The organism is Parabacteroides timonensis (assembly GCF_900128505.1).
GTDB lineage: Bacteria > Bacteroidota > Bacteroidia > Bacteroidales > Tannerellaceae > Parabacteroides > Parabacteroides timonensis.
Window position 1 is genome coordinate 256,302 of the sequence record NZ_LT669941.1, and the last position, 16,817, is coordinate 273,118.

The window sequence follows — 16,817 nt, forward strand, 5'->3', positions numbered from 1 at the left end:
TTCCGCCCTGTGTGGCAGCTTGTGGCGTCCGTTTGGCAGCCTTTGGCGTTCAACCTCCTCTCTTCTCGACCTTGCGGCAGCCCGCGAACTCGTCGAAATGATTTTTCAGGAACTCCTGCACGTCCGATTCCTTGTAATAGATTTTATGCCATAGCATCTGGTAGCGCAGCGTGCCTGAACTCCGGTAGCGTTGCAGCGAGCGTTTGCTCGCCTGCAAGAGCTGGCACAAGTCCTGATTATCCAACAGCCGCTCGCCGTCCAAATATTTCACCTCCTTGACTTCCTTGCCCGTAAGCGAGGCGAGCAGCCGTTCGTGGCGGTCGAAGCGTTCCATGATCCGCTCCATCCACATCTCGAAAATTTCCGTTTCCAGCAATCCCATACGCTTACCCTTTCTTCTTTTGACCGCCCGTGCGCAGCAGGTAGTTTCGTTTGAAGTCCTCGATCCGTTGCGGGTTGCCGTCGATAACCGATTCCTCGACCAGCCGTTCCACTTCCGAGAGGCGGTAGCGGCACGCACCCCGGAAAATCGCGTATTCGATACGCTTGCTGTCCCGAAGCCGTTGCAGCGTGCGGCGGCTGATGCCCAGCAGCGACATGACCTGCTCGCGGTTCAACCACATCTCCGGCATATCCTTCTTTTTCGTGCGCTCACTCTCGCGGACATACCCCGCGATACGGTCTATCTTTTCTACCAGCTCTTTATAAGCGGTGCTTTCCATCGTGATGATTTCCATAACCTTTGCTTTTTGTTACACGGGCAAAGGTGGCGTATTGCGGCGGGGTGCTTTCCATTGTCGTTACCGACACGGGAAAGATTTTCAGCGGATTGAAGAAAGGCGGGGAAGCCAGATTGTGCCAAACGGACGCCACAAGCTGCCACAAAACCGGAAAGGGAAGCACGGGGCACGGCTTTGCTTACATTTGCCCCAAAACCTCAAAAAAGCAAGAATATGGAAATAGTAATTATCGAGAAGAAAACCTTTGAAGCGCTCCTTTCCGGTGTGGAAACACTTACCGGAAAAGTCGGCGCTTTATGCCGCCGATGCAGCGACAAACGGATGCAAAAGTGGCTCGACGGCGAGGACGTATGCCGCCTGCTGCGCATAAGCCCCCGCACCCTGCAAACGCTGCGCGATAACCGGATAATCGGGTGTACGCAGGTAAACCGCAAGTTCTATTACAAGCCGGAGGAGGTCGAACGGGTTTTACCCGTTATCGGTCGTTTCCGCACCGAGAGGGATAACATCCCCTGATTAAAGAAGCAAACCACTAAATCCACAGAAAGATGAATGACAATAATGTAATTACGGCGGATGACGAACGCATCGCAGCGGCGCTGTATGCCTTACAGAAAGGTGCAAAGAATGTGAGTAAACTCATGGAGAACTTTCATCCGCCGCTTGACGGCGAAAGGTATTTAACCGACAAGGAAGTGTCGGAAAGGCTTAAAGTAAGCCGCCGCACCTTGCAGGAGTATCGCAACGAGAGGAAAATACCCTTTATCCTCTTTGGCGGAAAAGTCCTGTACCGTGAAACGGACATCGAAAAAATGCTTGCGGAAAATTACCGCGACGCTATCCGCTAAAAACGACAACGGGCAAGCTCCAAAAGCCTGCCCGTTGTTTATTCGGTTTAGTTGAGAAATCCCTCCTTATATTGAATGATAATCGGAGCGGCTGTCCGAGTGGGGGCGACAGCTTTCCGTGTCAGCCATTTGCGGAAGATAGAAGTATTGCGCGTATCCAACCGGAACGCGAGGGCGGTGATAACCTCCATGTTATAAACGTCTGCACCGTTGCCGTTTTCCAGAGTGATATATTTGCAGACCTCATAATCATTCAAAACATCTATTTTTAGAACCCCTTTTATTCCCGCCATTACCGCTCCGGCGGTCGCTCCGAACAATTCGCTAATTTCCGTTACCGTCATCCAGACCTCGCTGCCCGTTACCGTAACACAATTCTCACTGATTGATATATAATCTCTTTTCATAGCCTTTCCGATTAGATAACTGCGTTTGCATATTCATTTATATTCTCCAGACAAAGCGACAGATTTTCCATATCATGCTTCATCTTTTCTTTGGTTACTTTGGCGTAAATTTGTGTCGTTTTGATGCTCTTGTGCCCCAATATCGAACTGACCGTTTCGATAGGCACATGATTGGAAAGGCAGATTTCCGTTGCCATCGTGTGGCGTGATACGTGCCACGTAAGATGTTTGGTAATGCCGCACCGTTTGGCTATCGGATTTTGGATATTATAAAGGCACACGCTATAACTCGGTACGGGGAAAAGTTTCCCTTCCGGTGCGAGGTCTTTATATTTCTCGATAAGTTTCAACGGAATATCCAGCAAACGGATGTTGGAAACTACTCCTGTTTTTTGTCGGGCGAGGTTTATCCATAAATGCCCGTCGGAAGAGCGGTACAAGTCGTCTTCTGAAAGATTGAATAAATCTATGTAAGCAAGCCCCGTGAATATACAGAACAGGTACAAATCGCGGATTAGCTCTTGGTTGGCGTTTCTCATCGGCGTAGTCAGCAGCAGATGAATTTCATCCTTGTCCAGACACAACGGAAGGGTTTCCTCTTTCTTTACTTCGTAATCGTGAAACGGATCGCGCGTGAGCCAACCGTTATTGATTGCAATAGATACCATTGTACGGAGCGGACATGTATAAATCCATACGGTATTGTTGCAGCAATGCTTATCTACACGCAGGAACATATCGAAGTCCTTAATAAAAGCGGGGGTTAATTCTTTCAGAGCTATATCGCTCAAATGATAACGCTGGTGCAAAAATTCTTTCAGGTGTTTATAAACCGTTTGATACTTTTGGTAACTCGATTTCGATTTCATCCCGGCATTAAAGTATTTCTCATAATCTTCGTTATGCTTCTCGAAGATTTTAAGCAGGGTGTTTTGGCGGTGTTCAAGACCTGAAAACGCATTCTTTACCTTTTCAGCCGTGACGAAATTATCACGATCCATAATTTCCTGATAATGCGCATTGATTTTTACCCGTATCTTATCCAACATACGGTTTGTCTCCAGCGCAGCCGTGCTGCGACCTGTTGCACGTCCGGTCTTCGTGTCCCATAACTTGGCGTCAATGGAAAGTTTACAACTGAATTGGGTTTGCGTACCGTCCACTGTGATGCGTCCCATGATAGGGGTTGTACCGTCTTGCTTTACTGCCTGTCTTTTCAGATAGAAAATCGTTGAAAATGTACTCTTCATAACTCTACTTTTTTTAGGTTTCAAAATAAGTTTATGTAGAGTTATCAGCCGTTACGCAAAATATTGAGAATCACAGAATAAAAATCGGATTTGTAACTTTTTTCAGGCTATTCGCCCAAAATCATTACTTTTGCACCGACTTGGAGCCGCTCCGCTTTGTGAAAACCGCTCATTTTTAACCGCTTCCCTTTGCCTCTTTCACAACCCTGTAACCAGCCATAGGTTACAAATTGGTTACGCAGCTTCGGTTTTACTTGGCTTTTTTGCGGCTTCACTTGGCTTTGCATCCCCTTCACCTAAATCCCTAAACTCGCTGTTATTCAGTTCTATTACTCTAAATTTCTCAATCCCACTTTTTTTATGTACTTTTGTATCCGAAATAAACGTCTTTCATGGAAACATCTCCCTGTACCTGCTGTAAAGCGATGGCTTCGGGGGAGTCCGGTGTTTCCGGTGCTTCGTCGATCACTTCGAAGATACGTTCGGCTCCGGCAATGGCTGCCTGGATACTGTTGTAAAGGCTGGCCAATTCATTGATCGGACGTCCGAACTGGCGGGAATATTGTAGGAAGGCTGCAAGACCGCCGACATCAAAACCACGAAAGATGGCGAGTAGGGCACCTACAATCGTGATAAAGACGTAATTCAATGTGTTCAGGTTTTGCATGACGGGCATCATCATACCGGAATAGAACTGAGCTTTCTCCGATTTGCCTTTCAGGTCGTCATTGAGCGTATCGAAGTCGGACTGTACTTTCTTTTCGTGTCCGAATACTTTGATCACCTTCTGGCCGCTTATCATTTCTTCGATATAACCGTTCAGGGTACCGATAGACTCCTGCTGGGCTTTGAAGTATTTGCGGCTTCGCTGAACGATCCCTTTGGCAAAGAGAAACATAAGTGGAACGGTGATCAGAGTTACCAGAGTAAGTATCGGACTGATATATAACATCAGGCAGAAGATACCGATCAGGGTGAGAGCGCTCGACAACATATCCGACAGGCTGTCGGTCAGTGCATCACTGATCTTGTCTATGTCATTCGTGTAACGGCTCATCAAGTCGCCGTGCTGGTGTGTGTCGAAATATTTGACCGGCAGATGTTCCATCTTTTGGAAAAGGTCGGCACGCATACGGGTAACGGTGCGCTGACCTATTTTATTCAGCAGGATATATTGGATATAGACGGCGGCGACTCCTGTCAGGTAAATGGCGGCAAGGATAGCTAATACCCTGATCAATCCGTGAAAGTCTCCGGGAAGGATATAATCATTGATAATCGGACGCAACATGTATGACCCCAATAGATTAGCCACGATACTGACAATGATCAGAAAGCCGATCACGAACAACAGCCGCTTGTCGCAGGACAGGTACGAAATCAGCCGGAAGAAAGTTTTCTTTCCTTCCCGGGGCTTTGCATTCTCTTTTAAATGATCTCCGTGTGCCATATCCTATAATAATACTTGTTGTGAATGATAGATTTCCTGATAAACGGTAGATGTTTCGATCAATTCATCCGGAGTTCCTATGGCGTTGATCTCGCCGTCTTCGAGTACGATCACCCGGTCGGCCGATTGCATCGTATTGATCCGCTGGGTGATGATAAATACAGTCGTGTCGTGTAACAACGCATTCAGGTTATTCCGTATTTTCAGTTCTGTTTCCGTATCGACAGCACTCGTACTGTCATCCAGGATCAGTATCTTAGGTTTACGGAGCAACGCACGGGCGATGCAGATACGCTGTTTCTGTCCGCCGGAAAGATTGATGCCTCCGCGCCCCAGCAACGTATTGTAACCGTCCGTGAAGGACTGGATAAAATCGTGTGCTTCGGCGGCACGGGTGGCTTCTTCTATCTCTTCCATCGATGCGTCGGGTTTTCCCCATTTGAGGTTCTCGACGATCGTTCCGGTGAATAGTTCGTTTTTTTGAAGGACCATGCCGATCCCCTGGTGAAGTTCATCCAGGTTATAGTCTTTTATCGGGATATTGTCAATCCGGATTTCTCCGGCGGTAACATCGTATAACCGTGGTATCAGTTGTACCAGGGAGCTTTTGGCAGAGCCGGTAGCACCGACCAGCGCAATCGTTTCGCCGGGTTCGGCCCGGAAGCTGATATGCTGTAGAATGTCATTTTCTCCACCGATGTAACGGAAACTGACATCATTAAATGTCACTTCTCCTTTCTCTACCCGGTGTTTGTTTTGAAGTCCTTCCCGGGTGTTTGTCAGGGAGGGTTCCGTATCGAGCACTTCCATGATCCGTTTAGAGGAAGCGGAAGCGCGGGAGTACGACATAATGACCATTGAGAGCATCATCAATGACATCAGTACCTGGAAAACGTAATTGACGAATGAGATCAGTTCGCCTACCTTCAGTTCGCCGTCCATCACCTTTTGTCCGCCCAGCCAGAGGATGGACAGTATGGATAAATTCATGACTAACTGCATGACCGGAAAGATGGAAACGACGATGTTGGAGGCACGGATCACCATATCGCGCAGTTCTTCGCTGCTTTTGACGAATTTATCCGTCTCAAAATCTTCCCTGACAAAAGATTTGACGACACGGATATTGATGAGGTTTTCCCTGACCACGCCATTCAGTTGGTCTACTTTCTGCTGGACTTTCAGGAAATAAGGAAATCCTTTACTCAGGATCAGGTATACACTTCCTCCGAGGATCGGGATAGCTGCTATCAGGACCAATGCCAGTTGTTTATTGATGCTGACGACAAAGAAAACGGCCATAACAAGCATCAGTGGAGAGCGTAATAAAAGTCTCATCGACATCAGTACGATCTGTTGTATGCGGGATATATCGCTAGTAAGCCTTGTGACAAGCGAAGCTGAACTGAATTTGTCGATATCGAAAAAGGATAGTTGTTGTATTTTATTGAAGAGTGTTCCCCGTAGATCTGTACCGAAGCCGATTCCGATGCGGGAGGAAATGTAAGTATTCACAATACTGACTAATAATCCCCCGACGGATACTAACACCATATAGGTCCCGATCCGGGTAATAACCGACAGGTCACGCGGCATGACCCCGTTGTCAATGATTTCAGCCATGAACATCGGCTGAACCGTTTCACACAGCACAGTGATCAGTACAAGAAGCGGGCTGATCAACAATCCCACTTTATATCGTTTAAGAATTTGCCAGTATTTTCCCATATCGTCGTTACAAAGATAGAACATAATTGGGAAATGATATGTTCAACGTGTTAAATACACTTTTATCCACCACAAAAAGCAATATATCCACCTCTTCGTAAAGTGTTCGTTCTACATTTGCTCTCGTTAAACACGATACCAATAATTTAATAGACATGAATACACAACGAAGTTTGTTAGCCGGGTTATTGCTTTTTGCGGCAATCCCATTTATCTCCGCGCAGGAGAAAGCTCAGATGGTTGTTAATGCCGATCTGGGAACTGAAACGATCAGCCGACATATCTACGGACAGTTTTCCGAACATTTGGGAAGATGTATCTATGATGGCCTTTGGGTAGGGGAAGACTCTAAGATTCCTAATACGAACGGAGTGAGGAACGATATTATCGCCGCCCTTAAACATATTAATATACCTAATCTGCGCTGGCCGGGCGGTTGTTTTGCCGACGAATACCACTGGCGTGACGGTATCGGTCCACGTAGCCAGCGTCCGAAAATGGTCAATACCCATTGGGGAGGCGTTACAGAAGATAACAGTTTCGGAACACACGAATTCCTGAATCTTTGTGAGGAACTGGGAACAGAACCTTATATCTGTGGAAACATGGGTAGCGGTTCCGTAGAGGAAATGTCGAAGTGGGTAGAATATATCACTTTCGACGGAGAAAGCCCGATGGCTAAACTACGCAAACAAAACGGACGTGAGAAACCGTGGAAGGTACAGTTCTGGGGTGTAGGAAACGAAAACTGGGGTTGTGGTGGAAATATGTCCCCCGAAGGATATGCTGAAAACTACCGTCGCTATGCCACCTATTGCCGTAATTACGGAACCAATCATCTGTTTAAGATTGCCGGTGGTCCGAATGTGGACGACTATAACTGGACAAGTACTTTAATGAAGAATATCCCCGGTCATATGATGAACGGTATCTCATTACATTATTATACGTTTGCCGATAGCTGGACCAACAAAGGGAATGCCACCGGATTTGATGATAACGAATATTTCCGTACAATCGAAAATGCTGCACATATCGAAGAATTGATCGAACGACATACCGCGATTATGGACCAGTACGATCCGGAAAAACGTTTAGGTCTAGTCATCGACGAATGGGGGGCCTGGTATAATGTAGAACCGGGAACAAACCCGGGCTTCCTTTATCAGCAAAACACATTGCGTGATGCTTTATTGGCTGGTGTTTCCCTGAATATCTTCCATAAACATTGCGACCGGGTGAAGATGGCGAATATCGCCCAGATGGTAAACGTATTGCAGGCAATGATCCTGACAGAAGGCGAAAAGATAGTCTTGACACCGACATACCATGTCTTCGATATGTATAAAGTACATCAGGATGCCACCTTGCTTCCGATCGAAGTAAAATGCAGCGAATATGAACGTCTTGGACGTAGCCTTCCGGCAGTCAGCGCATCCGCTTCAAAAGATAAAAACGGAGCGATCCATATTTCACTCGTTAATATAGACCCGGCAAACGATATCGAACTGTCTTGTGCCGTACGTGGAACGAATGCTGCAAATGTAAGTAATGCACAGATCATTACAGGAGAGAATGTACGTGCGTGCAATACATTCGATAAACCGGAGAATGTGCGTTTGACAAACTTCAAAGGGGCAAAATACAAAAACGGGGAATTGACCGTGAAGATTCCTGCCAAATCGCTGGTAACTATCGAATTGAAATAATTTAAACACGTATAATCTATGTGTAAAACAATTATTAAGGCAGCCATTTTAATGGCTGCTGCAACCCTTGTTGTCTCCGGATGCAACTTCGGCAGGCAGCCGATAACACCGGAAAAGAACCCTAATCCGTGGAAAGACGATTACACATCTGTCTCCGCCATGAAGGATTACCGTTCGTGGGGTACTTATAACGTACACGATCCGGCAGGTCGAAAGATAGGGGATACGTTTTATCTCTATTCGACTGATGCCATTTTCCGGGAGAACAAGGAAGAGGCCAAAGAGGCAGGCGTTCCGCTCGGATACATTCAGGTGCGTAAGTCGACGGACCTGGTGAACTGGGAATTTGCCGGTTGGGCTTTCCCGGAAATTCCGGCAGAGGCGGTAGAACATGTCAGAAGTAACGCCGGGGGAGAAGGGGCAACCAATATCTGGGCACCTTATCTGGTTGAGTATAAAGATAAGTTTCGCCTGTATTACTGTGTCTCGGCTTTTGCCAAATCGGTGTCCTATCTGGGGATGGCTGAGGCATCTTCGCCGGAAGGTCCCTGGGAACTGAAAGGTTGTGTAGTGAAAACAGACTCCACTTCTGTCATGAATGCGATCGACCCAAGCGTCATCATAACTGAGAATGGGGAACATTGGATGGTATACGGCTCCTATTTCGGAGGCCTTTATGAATTGCAACTGGATCCGGAAACCGGACTGGCTATGCGTAGCGGAGATCAGGGACATTGTATCGCCCGCCGGGCAAATGGCAAAAAGGATAATATTGAAGCTCCGGAAATAATCTATAACCCGGAATTGAAAAAGTATTACCTGTTCGTCTCCTACGATCCGTTGATGACAACCTATAATATCCGTGTCGGTCGTTCGGATAAGCCGGAAGGTCCTTTCTTCGACCTGTTTGGCAAAGAGATGAGTGAAGAAACCAATAACTATCCGGTTCTGACGCACCCGTATCGTTTCGACAACCATCCGGGATGGGCAGGTACGGCACATTGTGGTGTCATTAATGATAACGGTCGTTATTTCCTGATGCACCAGGGACGCCTTAGCCCGGCTAACCAGTTGATGGATCTCCACGTTCGTGAAATATTCTGGACCAAAGACGGCTGGCCTGTTGTATCGCCGGAAAGATATGCCGGTATCCCGCAACAGGATTTCATAAAGGACGATTTCGTGGGCGAATGGGAAATGATCCTGATCCGCGACAGCAAATACGAACGTCAGCTCTGGGCCGGGCAGATCCTGTGGGGGGAAGGGGAACTGCACGATAATGAAGTGAATGTCTCTGTCCATTATACTTTTACGCCGGATGGGAAAATTACCGGCGAGCAGGAGGGACGCTGGACATACACGCCGGAAACCGGTCTGAATATCCGCCTGGGAGAAGATGAAATGCAAGGACTTATACCACATATAGGACAAGACTGGGAGAATGAAATGAAAACGATCCTGTTTACGGGATTAGACTCCCACGGCTTCTCTGTCTGGGGGAAACGAGTCGTATCAAATCAGAATGAGTTAAGTATGAAGTAACCTTAAAACAAAAAGTTTTTATGAATTATCAATTTATTAAGAGTAAACAGCTACCCAAGTTACCGGTAGTCCTCTTGTTTTTATTGGCCTTTAGCTTCCGGCTTATGGCGCAGACAAATGTGGTAACAGGAACCGTGACCGATCCGACCGGGGAGCCATTGATCGGTGTGAATGTGGTCGTAAAAGACAATCCGAATGTCGGTACGATTACAGATATGGACGGTGCATTCTCTTTGGAAGTAGGGAATGGTAAAGTCCTTGTATTCTCTTATATCGGTTATGCGCCGCAGGAAGTATCCATTGCAGGAAAGAAAAATATCCAGGTACAATTGAAAGAAGATAGCGAAGCGCTGGAAGAGGTGGTCGTTGTCGGTTACGGTACCCAGAAAAAGGGCTCATTGACCGGGGCTATCAGCAGTGTTAGATCGGAAGAACTGACACGTACTACGACTCCTACGACGGCCGGTGCGCTGGTCGGTAAGACGCCGGGTATTTCCGCCCGCCAGGCCGACGGTCGCCCGGGTGCGAGTGCAGCTATCCAGATCCGTAACATGGGTACACCGTTGTATGTGATCGACGGGATACAATGTGAAGAAGGACAGTTCAACAATATCGACGTAAACGATATCGAAAGCATCACGATCCTGAAGGACGCTTCCGCCGCCATCTACGGTTTGCGTGCAGCCAACGGTGTTGTGTTGGTGACAACCAAATCCGGTAAACGGGGTGAAAAGAACCAGATATCAGCTAATGCCTATTACGGTATCCAGAACTTCATGCGTTATCCGGAAGTGGCCAACGCTTCACAGTTTTACGAAGGACGCATGCAGGCCGACCTGAATACCTATGGATCGACTGCCCGCACTATGGAAGAGCTTAACCTGTGGCGTCAGGGACAGGGCGAATACTCCAGCTTCGACTGGCAGAAATTCATCACCAACAAGAACGCTCCGGTGTGGTATGGTAATGTAAGTGCTACCGGTGGTTCCGAAAGGATCAATTACCATTTTGGTGTATCCCACCTCGACCAGAAAGCTATGATTAACGGGTTTAATTTTGCCCGTACCAACCTTCAGAGCAATATCGAAGCGAACATCACTAAATCATTGAAGATAGGAGCCCGCCTGAGCGGCCGTATCGAAGAACGCCATAACGTAGGTGTGCCGGGGCTGGACGATTACTGGCAGCCATATTACGCCATGTTCCAGAACTGGCCGACACAGCATGCTTATGCCAACGATAATCCGGATTACGTAAACGCCACCCGTAATAATGCTACCGGAGCTGCTATTTTCGACAGAGATATTACCGGTTATACGGATGATATCTGGAAATCGGCCACCGCCAACGTTTATGCGGAATGGCAGAGCCCGATTGAAGGCCTGAAGGCAAAAGTGGCCTATAACTACTGGATTGCCCGCAACGACCAAGAACAGTTCGAGTATACCTATAATGTTTACACCTACGATAAAACGAATGACACGTATAACGAAATCGCCGGTAACCAGAATCCCTGGCGTCGCCGTGTGAAAGACGAAAAGGTAGAACAAACTTTCCAGGCTCAGATGAACTACGACCATACCTTCGCTGAAAAACACCATGTATCCGGTGTGTTAGGTGTGGAAACATTCGAAAAGACCAGAGACTGGTTGCAATATAACACTTTGCCGACCAATAATTATATTCCCCTGACAAACGGTATCGCCGATATGCAGTCGATGGAAACCAAGATGACGACCGCCCGCCGTGCCGGTATGGTGTTCCGTGCCGCTTACGACTATTCCAGCACTTACTTTGCAGAGTTCAGCGGACGTTATGACGGTTCTTATCTCTTCCAGAAAGGCAACCGCTGGGGCTTTTTCCCTGCTGTTTCGGCCGGTTGGAGACTGTCGGAAGAATCTTTTATGGAAGGCGTAAAGGCCGCTACCAAACTGTCAAACCTGAAGATACGTGCTTCCTGGGGACAGATGGGTGATGATAAGTTGGATGTAGATGACGACGGCGACGGATACCTCGACGACATCGTCTCTCCCTATTCTTTCCTGAACGGATACACTTACGGATCGGGCAACGCCGTGTTGAACGGGAACGCCATGACCGGTGTCGTTTACCGCGGTATTCCTATTACTACTTTGTCGTGGATCAAATCGACCTTGATTAATATCGGTGTGGATTACGGATTTCTGAATGACCGCCTGAGCGGTACGTTCGAAGTCTTCCAGCGTAAACGTACGGGATTGCCGGCCTTGCGTTATGATGTACTGGTTCCTACCGAAGTCGGTTTCTCACTGGCTAAGGAGAATTTGAATTCGGATTACCATAAAGGATTGGAGCTGGGTATTACCTGGCGCGACAGAGTGCGCGACCTGAATTATTCTATCGGTGGTAACTTCACCTTGGCTCGTAAAATGACGGGTGAATCTTACAAACCACGTTTCGGTTCAAGTTGGGACGAATACCGTAACTCTACCGAAAACCGTTGGGCAAACACCAACTGGGGATTCGAAGTAGAAGGACGTTTCCAGAGCTACGAACAGATACAAAATTATACAGTCGACAACGACGGACAAGGAAACTCGACCATGCTTCCGGGTGACCTGATCTTTAAAGACCAGAACGGTGACGGTGTGATCAACGACCTCGACCAGCGTCCGATCGGCTACGGTTTGTCGCAGTTGCCTTACATCAACTTCGGTTTGAATACCTCTTTCGAATGGAAAGGTATCGACCTCAAAGCCGACTTTGCCGGGGCTGCCGGACAATCTTATCACATGTGCTGGGAAGTCGCTTACCCGTTCCAGGGGGATGGAAACTCGACTGCTTATCTATTGACAGACTCCTGGCACCGTGCTGATCCGACAGATGCGAACAGCGAATGGATCGCCGGAAAATTCCCGGCTACACGCTATGCCGGAAACAATGTAAGTTTCAACAAATACTCCAGTTTCTGGATGCACAATACCTATTACATCAAATTGCGTACGTTGGAGTTGGGTTATACCTTGCCGAAGTCTATCAGCAACAAGTTCTTTGTTGATCGTCTGCGTATCTATGCAAACGCTTACAACCTGTTCAGCATCGACAACCTGAGTCAGTATCAGTTGGACCCCGAAATCCAGTCTAACAGCGCATTGGTTACACCTAACCTGCGTACGTTCTCATTTGGTTTTAATCTTAACTTCTAATTAATTGAATAGTATGAAAAAGAATTTATTATATCTCTTCGGTTCCGCCCTGTTGGCTTGTTCGATGGCAAGCTGCGACGAATGGCTGGGCAATACGGAACCTTCCGACTTCCTGACCGACGAACAGGTTTGGAATGACAACACAATGGTAAAAGGCGTTCTGGCCAATCTTTATAACGACGTTTATATGAACGGTTCGATGGACAACGATGTGAATTATTCTTTGTTCGACGACATGATGTGGTGCGGCCTGATGAACCAGGACGTGGAAACGGCCCGCAACCAGATGGTGGCCTATCCCTACGACTCCCTGCGTTATTACAATTACGAATATATTTATAAGATCAACCAGGGTATCGAGAAGTTGAAGGCTTCGACTTTGGACGAAAATACGGTAAAGGTCTTCGACGGGGAATTTCGTTTTATCCGTGCCTATACTTATTTCGATATGAACCGCCGTATGGGTGGTGTTCCTCTGGTAACGGAAACGATGGAATATACGCCGGGTATGGATGTTACCGAATTGCAGATCCCGCGTTCTTCGGAAGCTGAGGTCTACAACTATGTCTACGATGAATGTATGGATATTAAGGAAGCGTTGGCAGCCAACAATACCAGTGTACATGTGGCTCAGGCGAACAAGTATGCCGCCCTGGCTTTGGCCAGCCGTTCGATGTTGTACGCCGGTTCCATCGCAAAGTATAATGCATCCATGACGAATCCGATATCTTCTTCTTTACAAAGTGGGGTGGTCGGTATGACAGGGGAGGACCCAACCTCTTATTACCAGAAGGCGTTGGCTACTGCCGAAGAGATCATCAACGACGGAGTATTCCGCCTGCAAAGCGCTTCTTCTGCCGACGATTTTTATAAAGCGGTCTGCAATAAAGACAATAATACGGAAGTGATCTGGAGTAAAGATTATTCGGCCAGCAAATTCCATTCCTTTTCTTTTGCCAATATCGCCCAGTCGATGAATGAGGATAACGATAACGGTTCGGACCTCTGTCCGACGTTGGGACTGGTTGAGACCTACGGGCTCCTCGACGGAACGGAAGCCAAACTGGCCGACAAGGATGCTAACGGAAGATATATTGCTTATGATAAAGTCGGCGATATATTTAAAGGACGCGACTACCGTTTGCAGGGAACTTGCCTGCTGCCGGGTCAGTCTTTCAAAGGGGCTGTTCTGGACGTGCAGGCCGGAGTTGCCATCTATCAGAACGACGGTTCGTATCTCCTGGTTGAAGGTTCGGAGCCTAACAGTACGTATGACGCTGCCGACAACCATCCGAATGCCGACGGAGGTAAATTTGTGGGTAAAGACGGTCCTTTGAACCGTGCCACTTATACGAATACGGGGTTCAACCTGCGTAAGTTTGTAGACGAAACAGTCGGTTCGTCTGCCCGTGGACAGGGGTCGTATATCTGGTATGTTTATTTCCGTATGGGTGAGGTCTATTTGAATGCTGCTGAAGCTGCCATGGAACTGGGACAGACGGATAAGGCTTTGAGATATGCGAATGCCGTTCGCGAACGTGCCGGCCTCGGTAGCAATTCCTGGAAGGCGGAAGACCTGACCATCGACAATATCCTGAAAGAACGCCGGCGTGAAATGGCGATGGAAGATCATCGTGTATGGGATTTGAAGCGTTTGCGTAAGGCACATACCTTATGGAATGGCGTGCAGTCGACGAATACGATGTTGTATGCTTTATATCCTTACCGCGTGATCGGAGGTCCTGATAACGGCAAGTATATTTTCGATCGCCACGTAGCCAACCGTTTCAAGGCCCCGCGTAACTTTCGGGTAGGTAACTATTACTCTTCTTTCTCGCAGGATGCTTTGAACAAAAATCCGAAACTGGTACAAAATCCGAACTACAATTAATTAAAGATGACAATATATATGAAAAAGATAGCTTTATTCCTATTCGCGGCCCTGGCTGCCGTATTCACCTCCTGCGAATACGACAACTTCGATGCCCCAAACACAACGCTGACCGGACGGATGGTTTACGACGGACAGCCTGTCAACGTAAAGAACAACCAGGTGAGTTTCCGCCTTTACGAACCGGGTTGGGAATTGTCGGCCAGCACTTATCTGACGGTGCAGGTGGCACAGGACGGTACGTTTAGTGCCAGTGTTTACACCGGCAAGACGTATAAGTTGATCCGTGTCGAGAATGTCGGCCCGTGGACGAACCCGACGGCTTCCGACACCATCACGGTGGAGAATTGCCGTAGCGGGGAGACGGTAGATATTCCGGTCACACCTTATTATCTGTTGGAGAATGCCGCTATAACCTGCAATAACAAGGTGGTTTCGGCTACTTGCAACGTACGTGAAATCACCGGGGGCAAGGCGATCGAGTTTGTTGGCCTTTACGCCGGCCGCAATGTGATTGTGGACGATACCTACAATTTCGGATCGGGTACCGGCTCGGTTACTACACCGGCCCAGGCTGGTAATCCGGTTTCACTGAGTCTCGACTTAAGTAGTTTGTCTGTCAACTCTACGTCCGGCTCTTTGCCTTCAAGCGGATTTATCTATGCCCGTATGGGGTTGAAGATAGAGGGGATCGATGCGATGGTTTATACGGAACCGTTTAAGGTTGGGATTTAGAAAAAATAGAACCTAAATAACAGACCTCGTAGGGGCGGGTTCTAAACCCGCCCAATATCGACAGGATGTAATCATTGTCACAACGGGCAGGTTTGGAACCTGCCCCTACAAGGACGGTCATACTGGTTCACATCTGAAAGGAACTGAACCCTTCAAAAACAAAAATCCCGGAACAGCCGCAAAAGGCGTTCCGGGATTTTTCATTTATTCAATTACCGGGCGATCATCGTCATCCCCTTTCTTTTTCTTCTCGTTCCGCGTCTGGCGGGCTGCAAGCGTGGAGAGTTGATAGTCGATCAATTTATTCATTTTGCTGATCATGTCTGCATAATCTTCTTCACCGTTCACTTCGACCAGTGCGTTGACGCGGCGTACGAAGTCGCGATATGCCTTGTCGGTAGCATCCCGCGTTGCTTTCGAGGCGCCCGTCTGTATGGCGGCCTGCGCAGCGTTACGGTCGGAGAAAGCGGTGATGAATTGTTTGTTGAGGTTCTCCAGATGGTCGACCCACTCTTTGATACCGATAGCCGACAGGCGGTCGTGAACGATTTCCGCCGACTCGATCACCGGACGGTCGTCGTCGTCCGACGGATTATCGTATGCCTTTAGTTCCTGGACGAGGTTTTCGATCACACCGTTTTCTTCCAGATACCCTAGTGCCGTAGGGTTACCGTATTTTTTGATGATGTCGTACACGGCCTTTGCGATGGCTGCTTTGTCCGGGTCGAAATGGTTCAACATGGCGCGGACGGCAGCAGACATACCGGAGTAGGCCTGGTCACGCAGGGCGTCGAGGTTGGTCAGTCCGGCTGTTGCTGGATCTTTACCGCCGGGTTTGAGGGCTTCGTCAAATTGGGCGAAGGTACTCGTGTAGGCCGTGTTCACCGGGATTACTTTGGCGTCGGTACATTTGCTTGTTTCAATGATCATCAGTTTGTGAAAACCGTAGTCTTCTTCCTGACGGAGGCGGTTAACGTCTAAATACTTAATTGTGCTCATGATATTTTGTTTTATATAAGATTTATAATCTATAGAGAACATCCGAAAGCTTGTCTTTTTTAAAAGTAACGCTCTCGGTGGTAGCCGAAAGCTTGTCTTTTTTAAAAGTAACGCTCTCGGTGGTAGCCGAAAGCTTGTCTTTTTCAAAAGTAACGCTCTCGGTGGTAGCCGGAAGCCTGCTTTTTTCAAAAGTAATGCTCTCGGTGGTAGCCGGAAGCATTAATTATCTTGCTGTCACCGTCAAATGTAGCTATTTTATCAAGAAATAAACCATATTCCTTAATAAATAATCTCCCGACAACGGAAAATAATCATTATTTCCCCTCCAACCGA

14 protein-coding genes and 1 pseudogene are annotated in these 16,817 nt (G+C 47.7%); 8 read left to right on the plus strand and 7 right to left on the minus strand.

From position 1 onward, the window contains the following. Positions 1-49 precede the first annotated feature (49 nt). Together BQ7394_RS08665 and BQ7394_RS08670 are read right to left on the minus strand one after the other, a co-directional pair. Entirely contained in the window at positions 50-382 is a 333-nt protein-coding gene (locus BQ7394_RS08665) for a helix-turn-helix domain-containing protein (protein ID WP_075557085.1), read from the minus strand. Between the two features lie 4 nt (positions 383-386). Continuing rightward, complete coding sequence (locus tag BQ7394_RS08670; RefSeq protein WP_075557086.1) at positions 387-737, minus strand: helix-turn-helix domain-containing protein; 351 nt, start codon at positions 735-737, stop codon at positions 387-389. Positions 738-953: 216 nt separating this feature from the next. Between BQ7394_RS08670 and BQ7394_RS08675 the strand changes: the two genes are divergently transcribed. Both BQ7394_RS08675 and BQ7394_RS08680 read left to right on the plus strand, forming a co-directional pair. Next, positions 954-1,256 (plus strand): helix-turn-helix domain-containing protein, encoded by a 303-nt coding sequence (locus BQ7394_RS08675; protein ID WP_075557087.1) that lies wholly within the window; start codon positions 954-956, stop codon positions 1,254-1,256. Positions 1,257-1,288: 32 nt separating this feature from the next. Next, positions 1,289-1,588, plus strand: a complete 300-nt coding sequence (locus BQ7394_RS08680) for a helix-turn-helix domain-containing protein (protein WP_075557088.1) — start codon at positions 1,289-1,291, stop codon at positions 1,586-1,588. A gap of 47 nt (positions 1,589-1,635) precedes the next feature. On the opposite strand, the gene BQ7394_RS08685 is transcribed toward BQ7394_RS08680, so the two are convergent. The 4 genes and pseudogenes from BQ7394_RS08685 to BQ7394_RS08705 all read right to left on the minus strand — a co-directional run bounded on the left by BQ7394_RS08685 (position 1,636) and on the right by BQ7394_RS08705 (position 6,423). Beyond that, positions 1,636-1,995 carry a virulence RhuM family protein gene (locus tag BQ7394_RS08685; RefSeq protein ID WP_075557089.1) on the minus strand — a complete coding sequence of 120 codons (360 nt, stop codon included), beginning with the start codon at positions 1,993-1,995 and terminating at the stop codon, positions 1,636-1,638. A gap of 11 nt (positions 1,996-2,006) precedes the next feature. After that, the gene (locus BQ7394_RS08690; protein WP_075557090.1) at positions 2,007-3,245 is read right to left on the minus strand and encodes a site-specific integrase; all 1,239 of its coding nucleotides are present in this window, start codon (positions 3,243-3,245) and stop codon (positions 2,007-2,009) included. Positions 3,246-3,612: 367 nt separating this feature from the next. Beyond that, a pseudogene (locus BQ7394_RS08700) lies at positions 3,613-4,695 on the minus strand (ABC transporter permease); the annotation flags it as partial. 3 nt (positions 4,696-4,698) lie between these two features. After that, positions 4,699-6,423: an ABC transporter ATP-binding protein gene (locus BQ7394_RS08705; RefSeq protein ID WP_075559938.1), complete on the minus strand. Its 1,725-nt coding sequence runs from the start codon at positions 6,421-6,423 to the stop codon at positions 4,699-4,701. A gap of 155 nt (positions 6,424-6,578) precedes the next feature. Here BQ7394_RS08705 and BQ7394_RS08710 point away from each other — a divergent pair, with 155 nt between their 5' ends. The 5 genes from BQ7394_RS08710 to BQ7394_RS08730 are packed head-to-tail and all read left to right on the plus strand — an operon-like array spanning position 6,579 to position 15,485. Continuing rightward, positions 6,579-8,132, plus strand: a complete 1,554-nt coding sequence (locus BQ7394_RS08710; protein ID WP_082211807.1) for an alpha-N-arabinofuranosidase — start codon at positions 6,579-6,581, stop codon at positions 8,130-8,132. A gap of 51 nt (positions 8,133-8,183) precedes the next feature. Then, positions 8,184-9,674: an arabinan endo-1,5-alpha-L-arabinosidase gene (locus BQ7394_RS08715; protein WP_087880597.1), complete on the plus strand. Its 1,491-nt coding sequence runs from the start codon at positions 8,184-8,186 to the stop codon at positions 9,672-9,674. Positions 9,675-9,694: 20 nt separating this feature from the next. After that, positions 9,695-12,859: a SusC/RagA family TonB-linked outer membrane protein gene (locus BQ7394_RS08720; protein ID WP_082211810.1), complete on the plus strand. Its 3,165-nt coding sequence runs from the start codon at positions 9,695-9,697 to the stop codon at positions 12,857-12,859. A 13-nt stretch (positions 12,860-12,872) separates the two neighbouring features. After that, positions 12,873-14,750 carry a RagB/SusD family nutrient uptake outer membrane protein gene (locus BQ7394_RS08725; RefSeq protein WP_075557093.1) on the plus strand — a complete coding sequence of 626 codons (1,878 nt, stop codon included), beginning with the start codon at positions 12,873-12,875 and terminating at the stop codon, positions 14,748-14,750. 18 nt (positions 14,751-14,768) lie between these two features. Continuing rightward, a complete protein-coding gene (locus BQ7394_RS08730; RefSeq protein ID WP_161951787.1) occupies positions 14,769-15,485 on the plus strand; it encodes a DUF3823 domain-containing protein in 717 nt (238 codons plus the stop codon). Positions 15,486-15,689: 204 nt separating this feature from the next. On the opposite strand, the gene BQ7394_RS08735 is transcribed toward BQ7394_RS08730, so the two are convergent. Beyond that, a complete protein-coding gene (locus BQ7394_RS08735) occupies positions 15,690-16,484 on the minus strand; it encodes a DUF6261 family protein (RefSeq protein ID WP_075559941.1) in 795 nt (264 codons plus the stop codon). A gap of 50 nt (positions 16,485-16,534) precedes the next feature. Between BQ7394_RS08735 and BQ7394_RS25675 the strand changes: the two genes are divergently transcribed. Beyond that, on the plus strand, positions 16,535-16,753 hold the full coding sequence (locus BQ7394_RS25675; RefSeq protein WP_139317691.1) for a hypothetical protein: 219 nt from the start codon (positions 16,535-16,537) through the stop codon (positions 16,751-16,753). Positions 16,754-16,817: the final 64 nt, after the last annotated feature.

What these genes read in the sequence shown, in the direction of transcription:
- BQ7394_RS08665 (WP_075557085.1), bottom strand. Translation starts at nt 382, where the DNA reads ATGGGATTGCTGGAAACGGAAATTTTCGAGATGTGGATGGAGCGGATC.
- BQ7394_RS08670 (WP_075557086.1), bottom strand. Translation starts at nt 737, where the DNA reads ATGGAAATCATCACGATGGAAAGCACCGCTTATAAAGAGCTGGTAGAA.
- BQ7394_RS08675 (WP_075557087.1), top strand. Translation starts at nt 954, where the DNA reads ATGGAAATAGTAATTATCGAGAAGAAAACCTTTGAAGCGCTCCTTTCC.
- BQ7394_RS08680 (WP_075557088.1), top strand. Translation starts at nt 1,289, where the DNA reads ATGAATGACAATAATGTAATTACGGCGGATGACGAACGCATCGCAGCG.
- BQ7394_RS08685 (WP_075557089.1), bottom strand. Translation starts at nt 1,995, where the DNA reads ATGAAAAGAGATTATATATCAATCAGTGAGAATTGTGTTACGGTAACG.
- BQ7394_RS08690 (WP_075557090.1), bottom strand. Translation starts at nt 3,245, where the DNA reads ATGAAGAGTACATTTTCAACGATTTTCTATCTGAAAAGACAGGCAGTA.
- BQ7394_RS08705 (WP_075559938.1), bottom strand. Translation starts at nt 6,423, where the DNA reads ATGGGAAAATACTGGCAAATTCTTAAACGATATAAAGTGGGATTGTTG.
- BQ7394_RS08710 (WP_082211807.1), top strand. Translation starts at nt 6,579, where the DNA reads ATGAATACACAACGAAGTTTGTTAGCCGGGTTATTGCTTTTTGCGGCA.
- BQ7394_RS08715 (WP_087880597.1), top strand. Translation starts at nt 8,184, where the DNA reads ATGGCTGCTGCAACCCTTGTTGTCTCCGGATGCAACTTCGGCAGGCAG.
- BQ7394_RS08720 (WP_082211810.1), top strand. Translation starts at nt 9,695, where the DNA reads ATGAATTATCAATTTATTAAGAGTAAACAGCTACCCAAGTTACCGGTA.
- BQ7394_RS08725 (WP_075557093.1), top strand. Translation starts at nt 12,873, where the DNA reads ATGAAAAAGAATTTATTATATCTCTTCGGTTCCGCCCTGTTGGCTTGT.
- BQ7394_RS08730 (WP_161951787.1), top strand. Translation starts at nt 14,769, where the DNA reads ATGAAAAAGATAGCTTTATTCCTATTCGCGGCCCTGGCTGCCGTATTC.
- BQ7394_RS08735 (WP_075559941.1), bottom strand. Translation starts at nt 16,484, where the DNA reads ATGAGCACAATTAAGTATTTAGACGTTAACCGCCTCCGTCAGGAAGAA.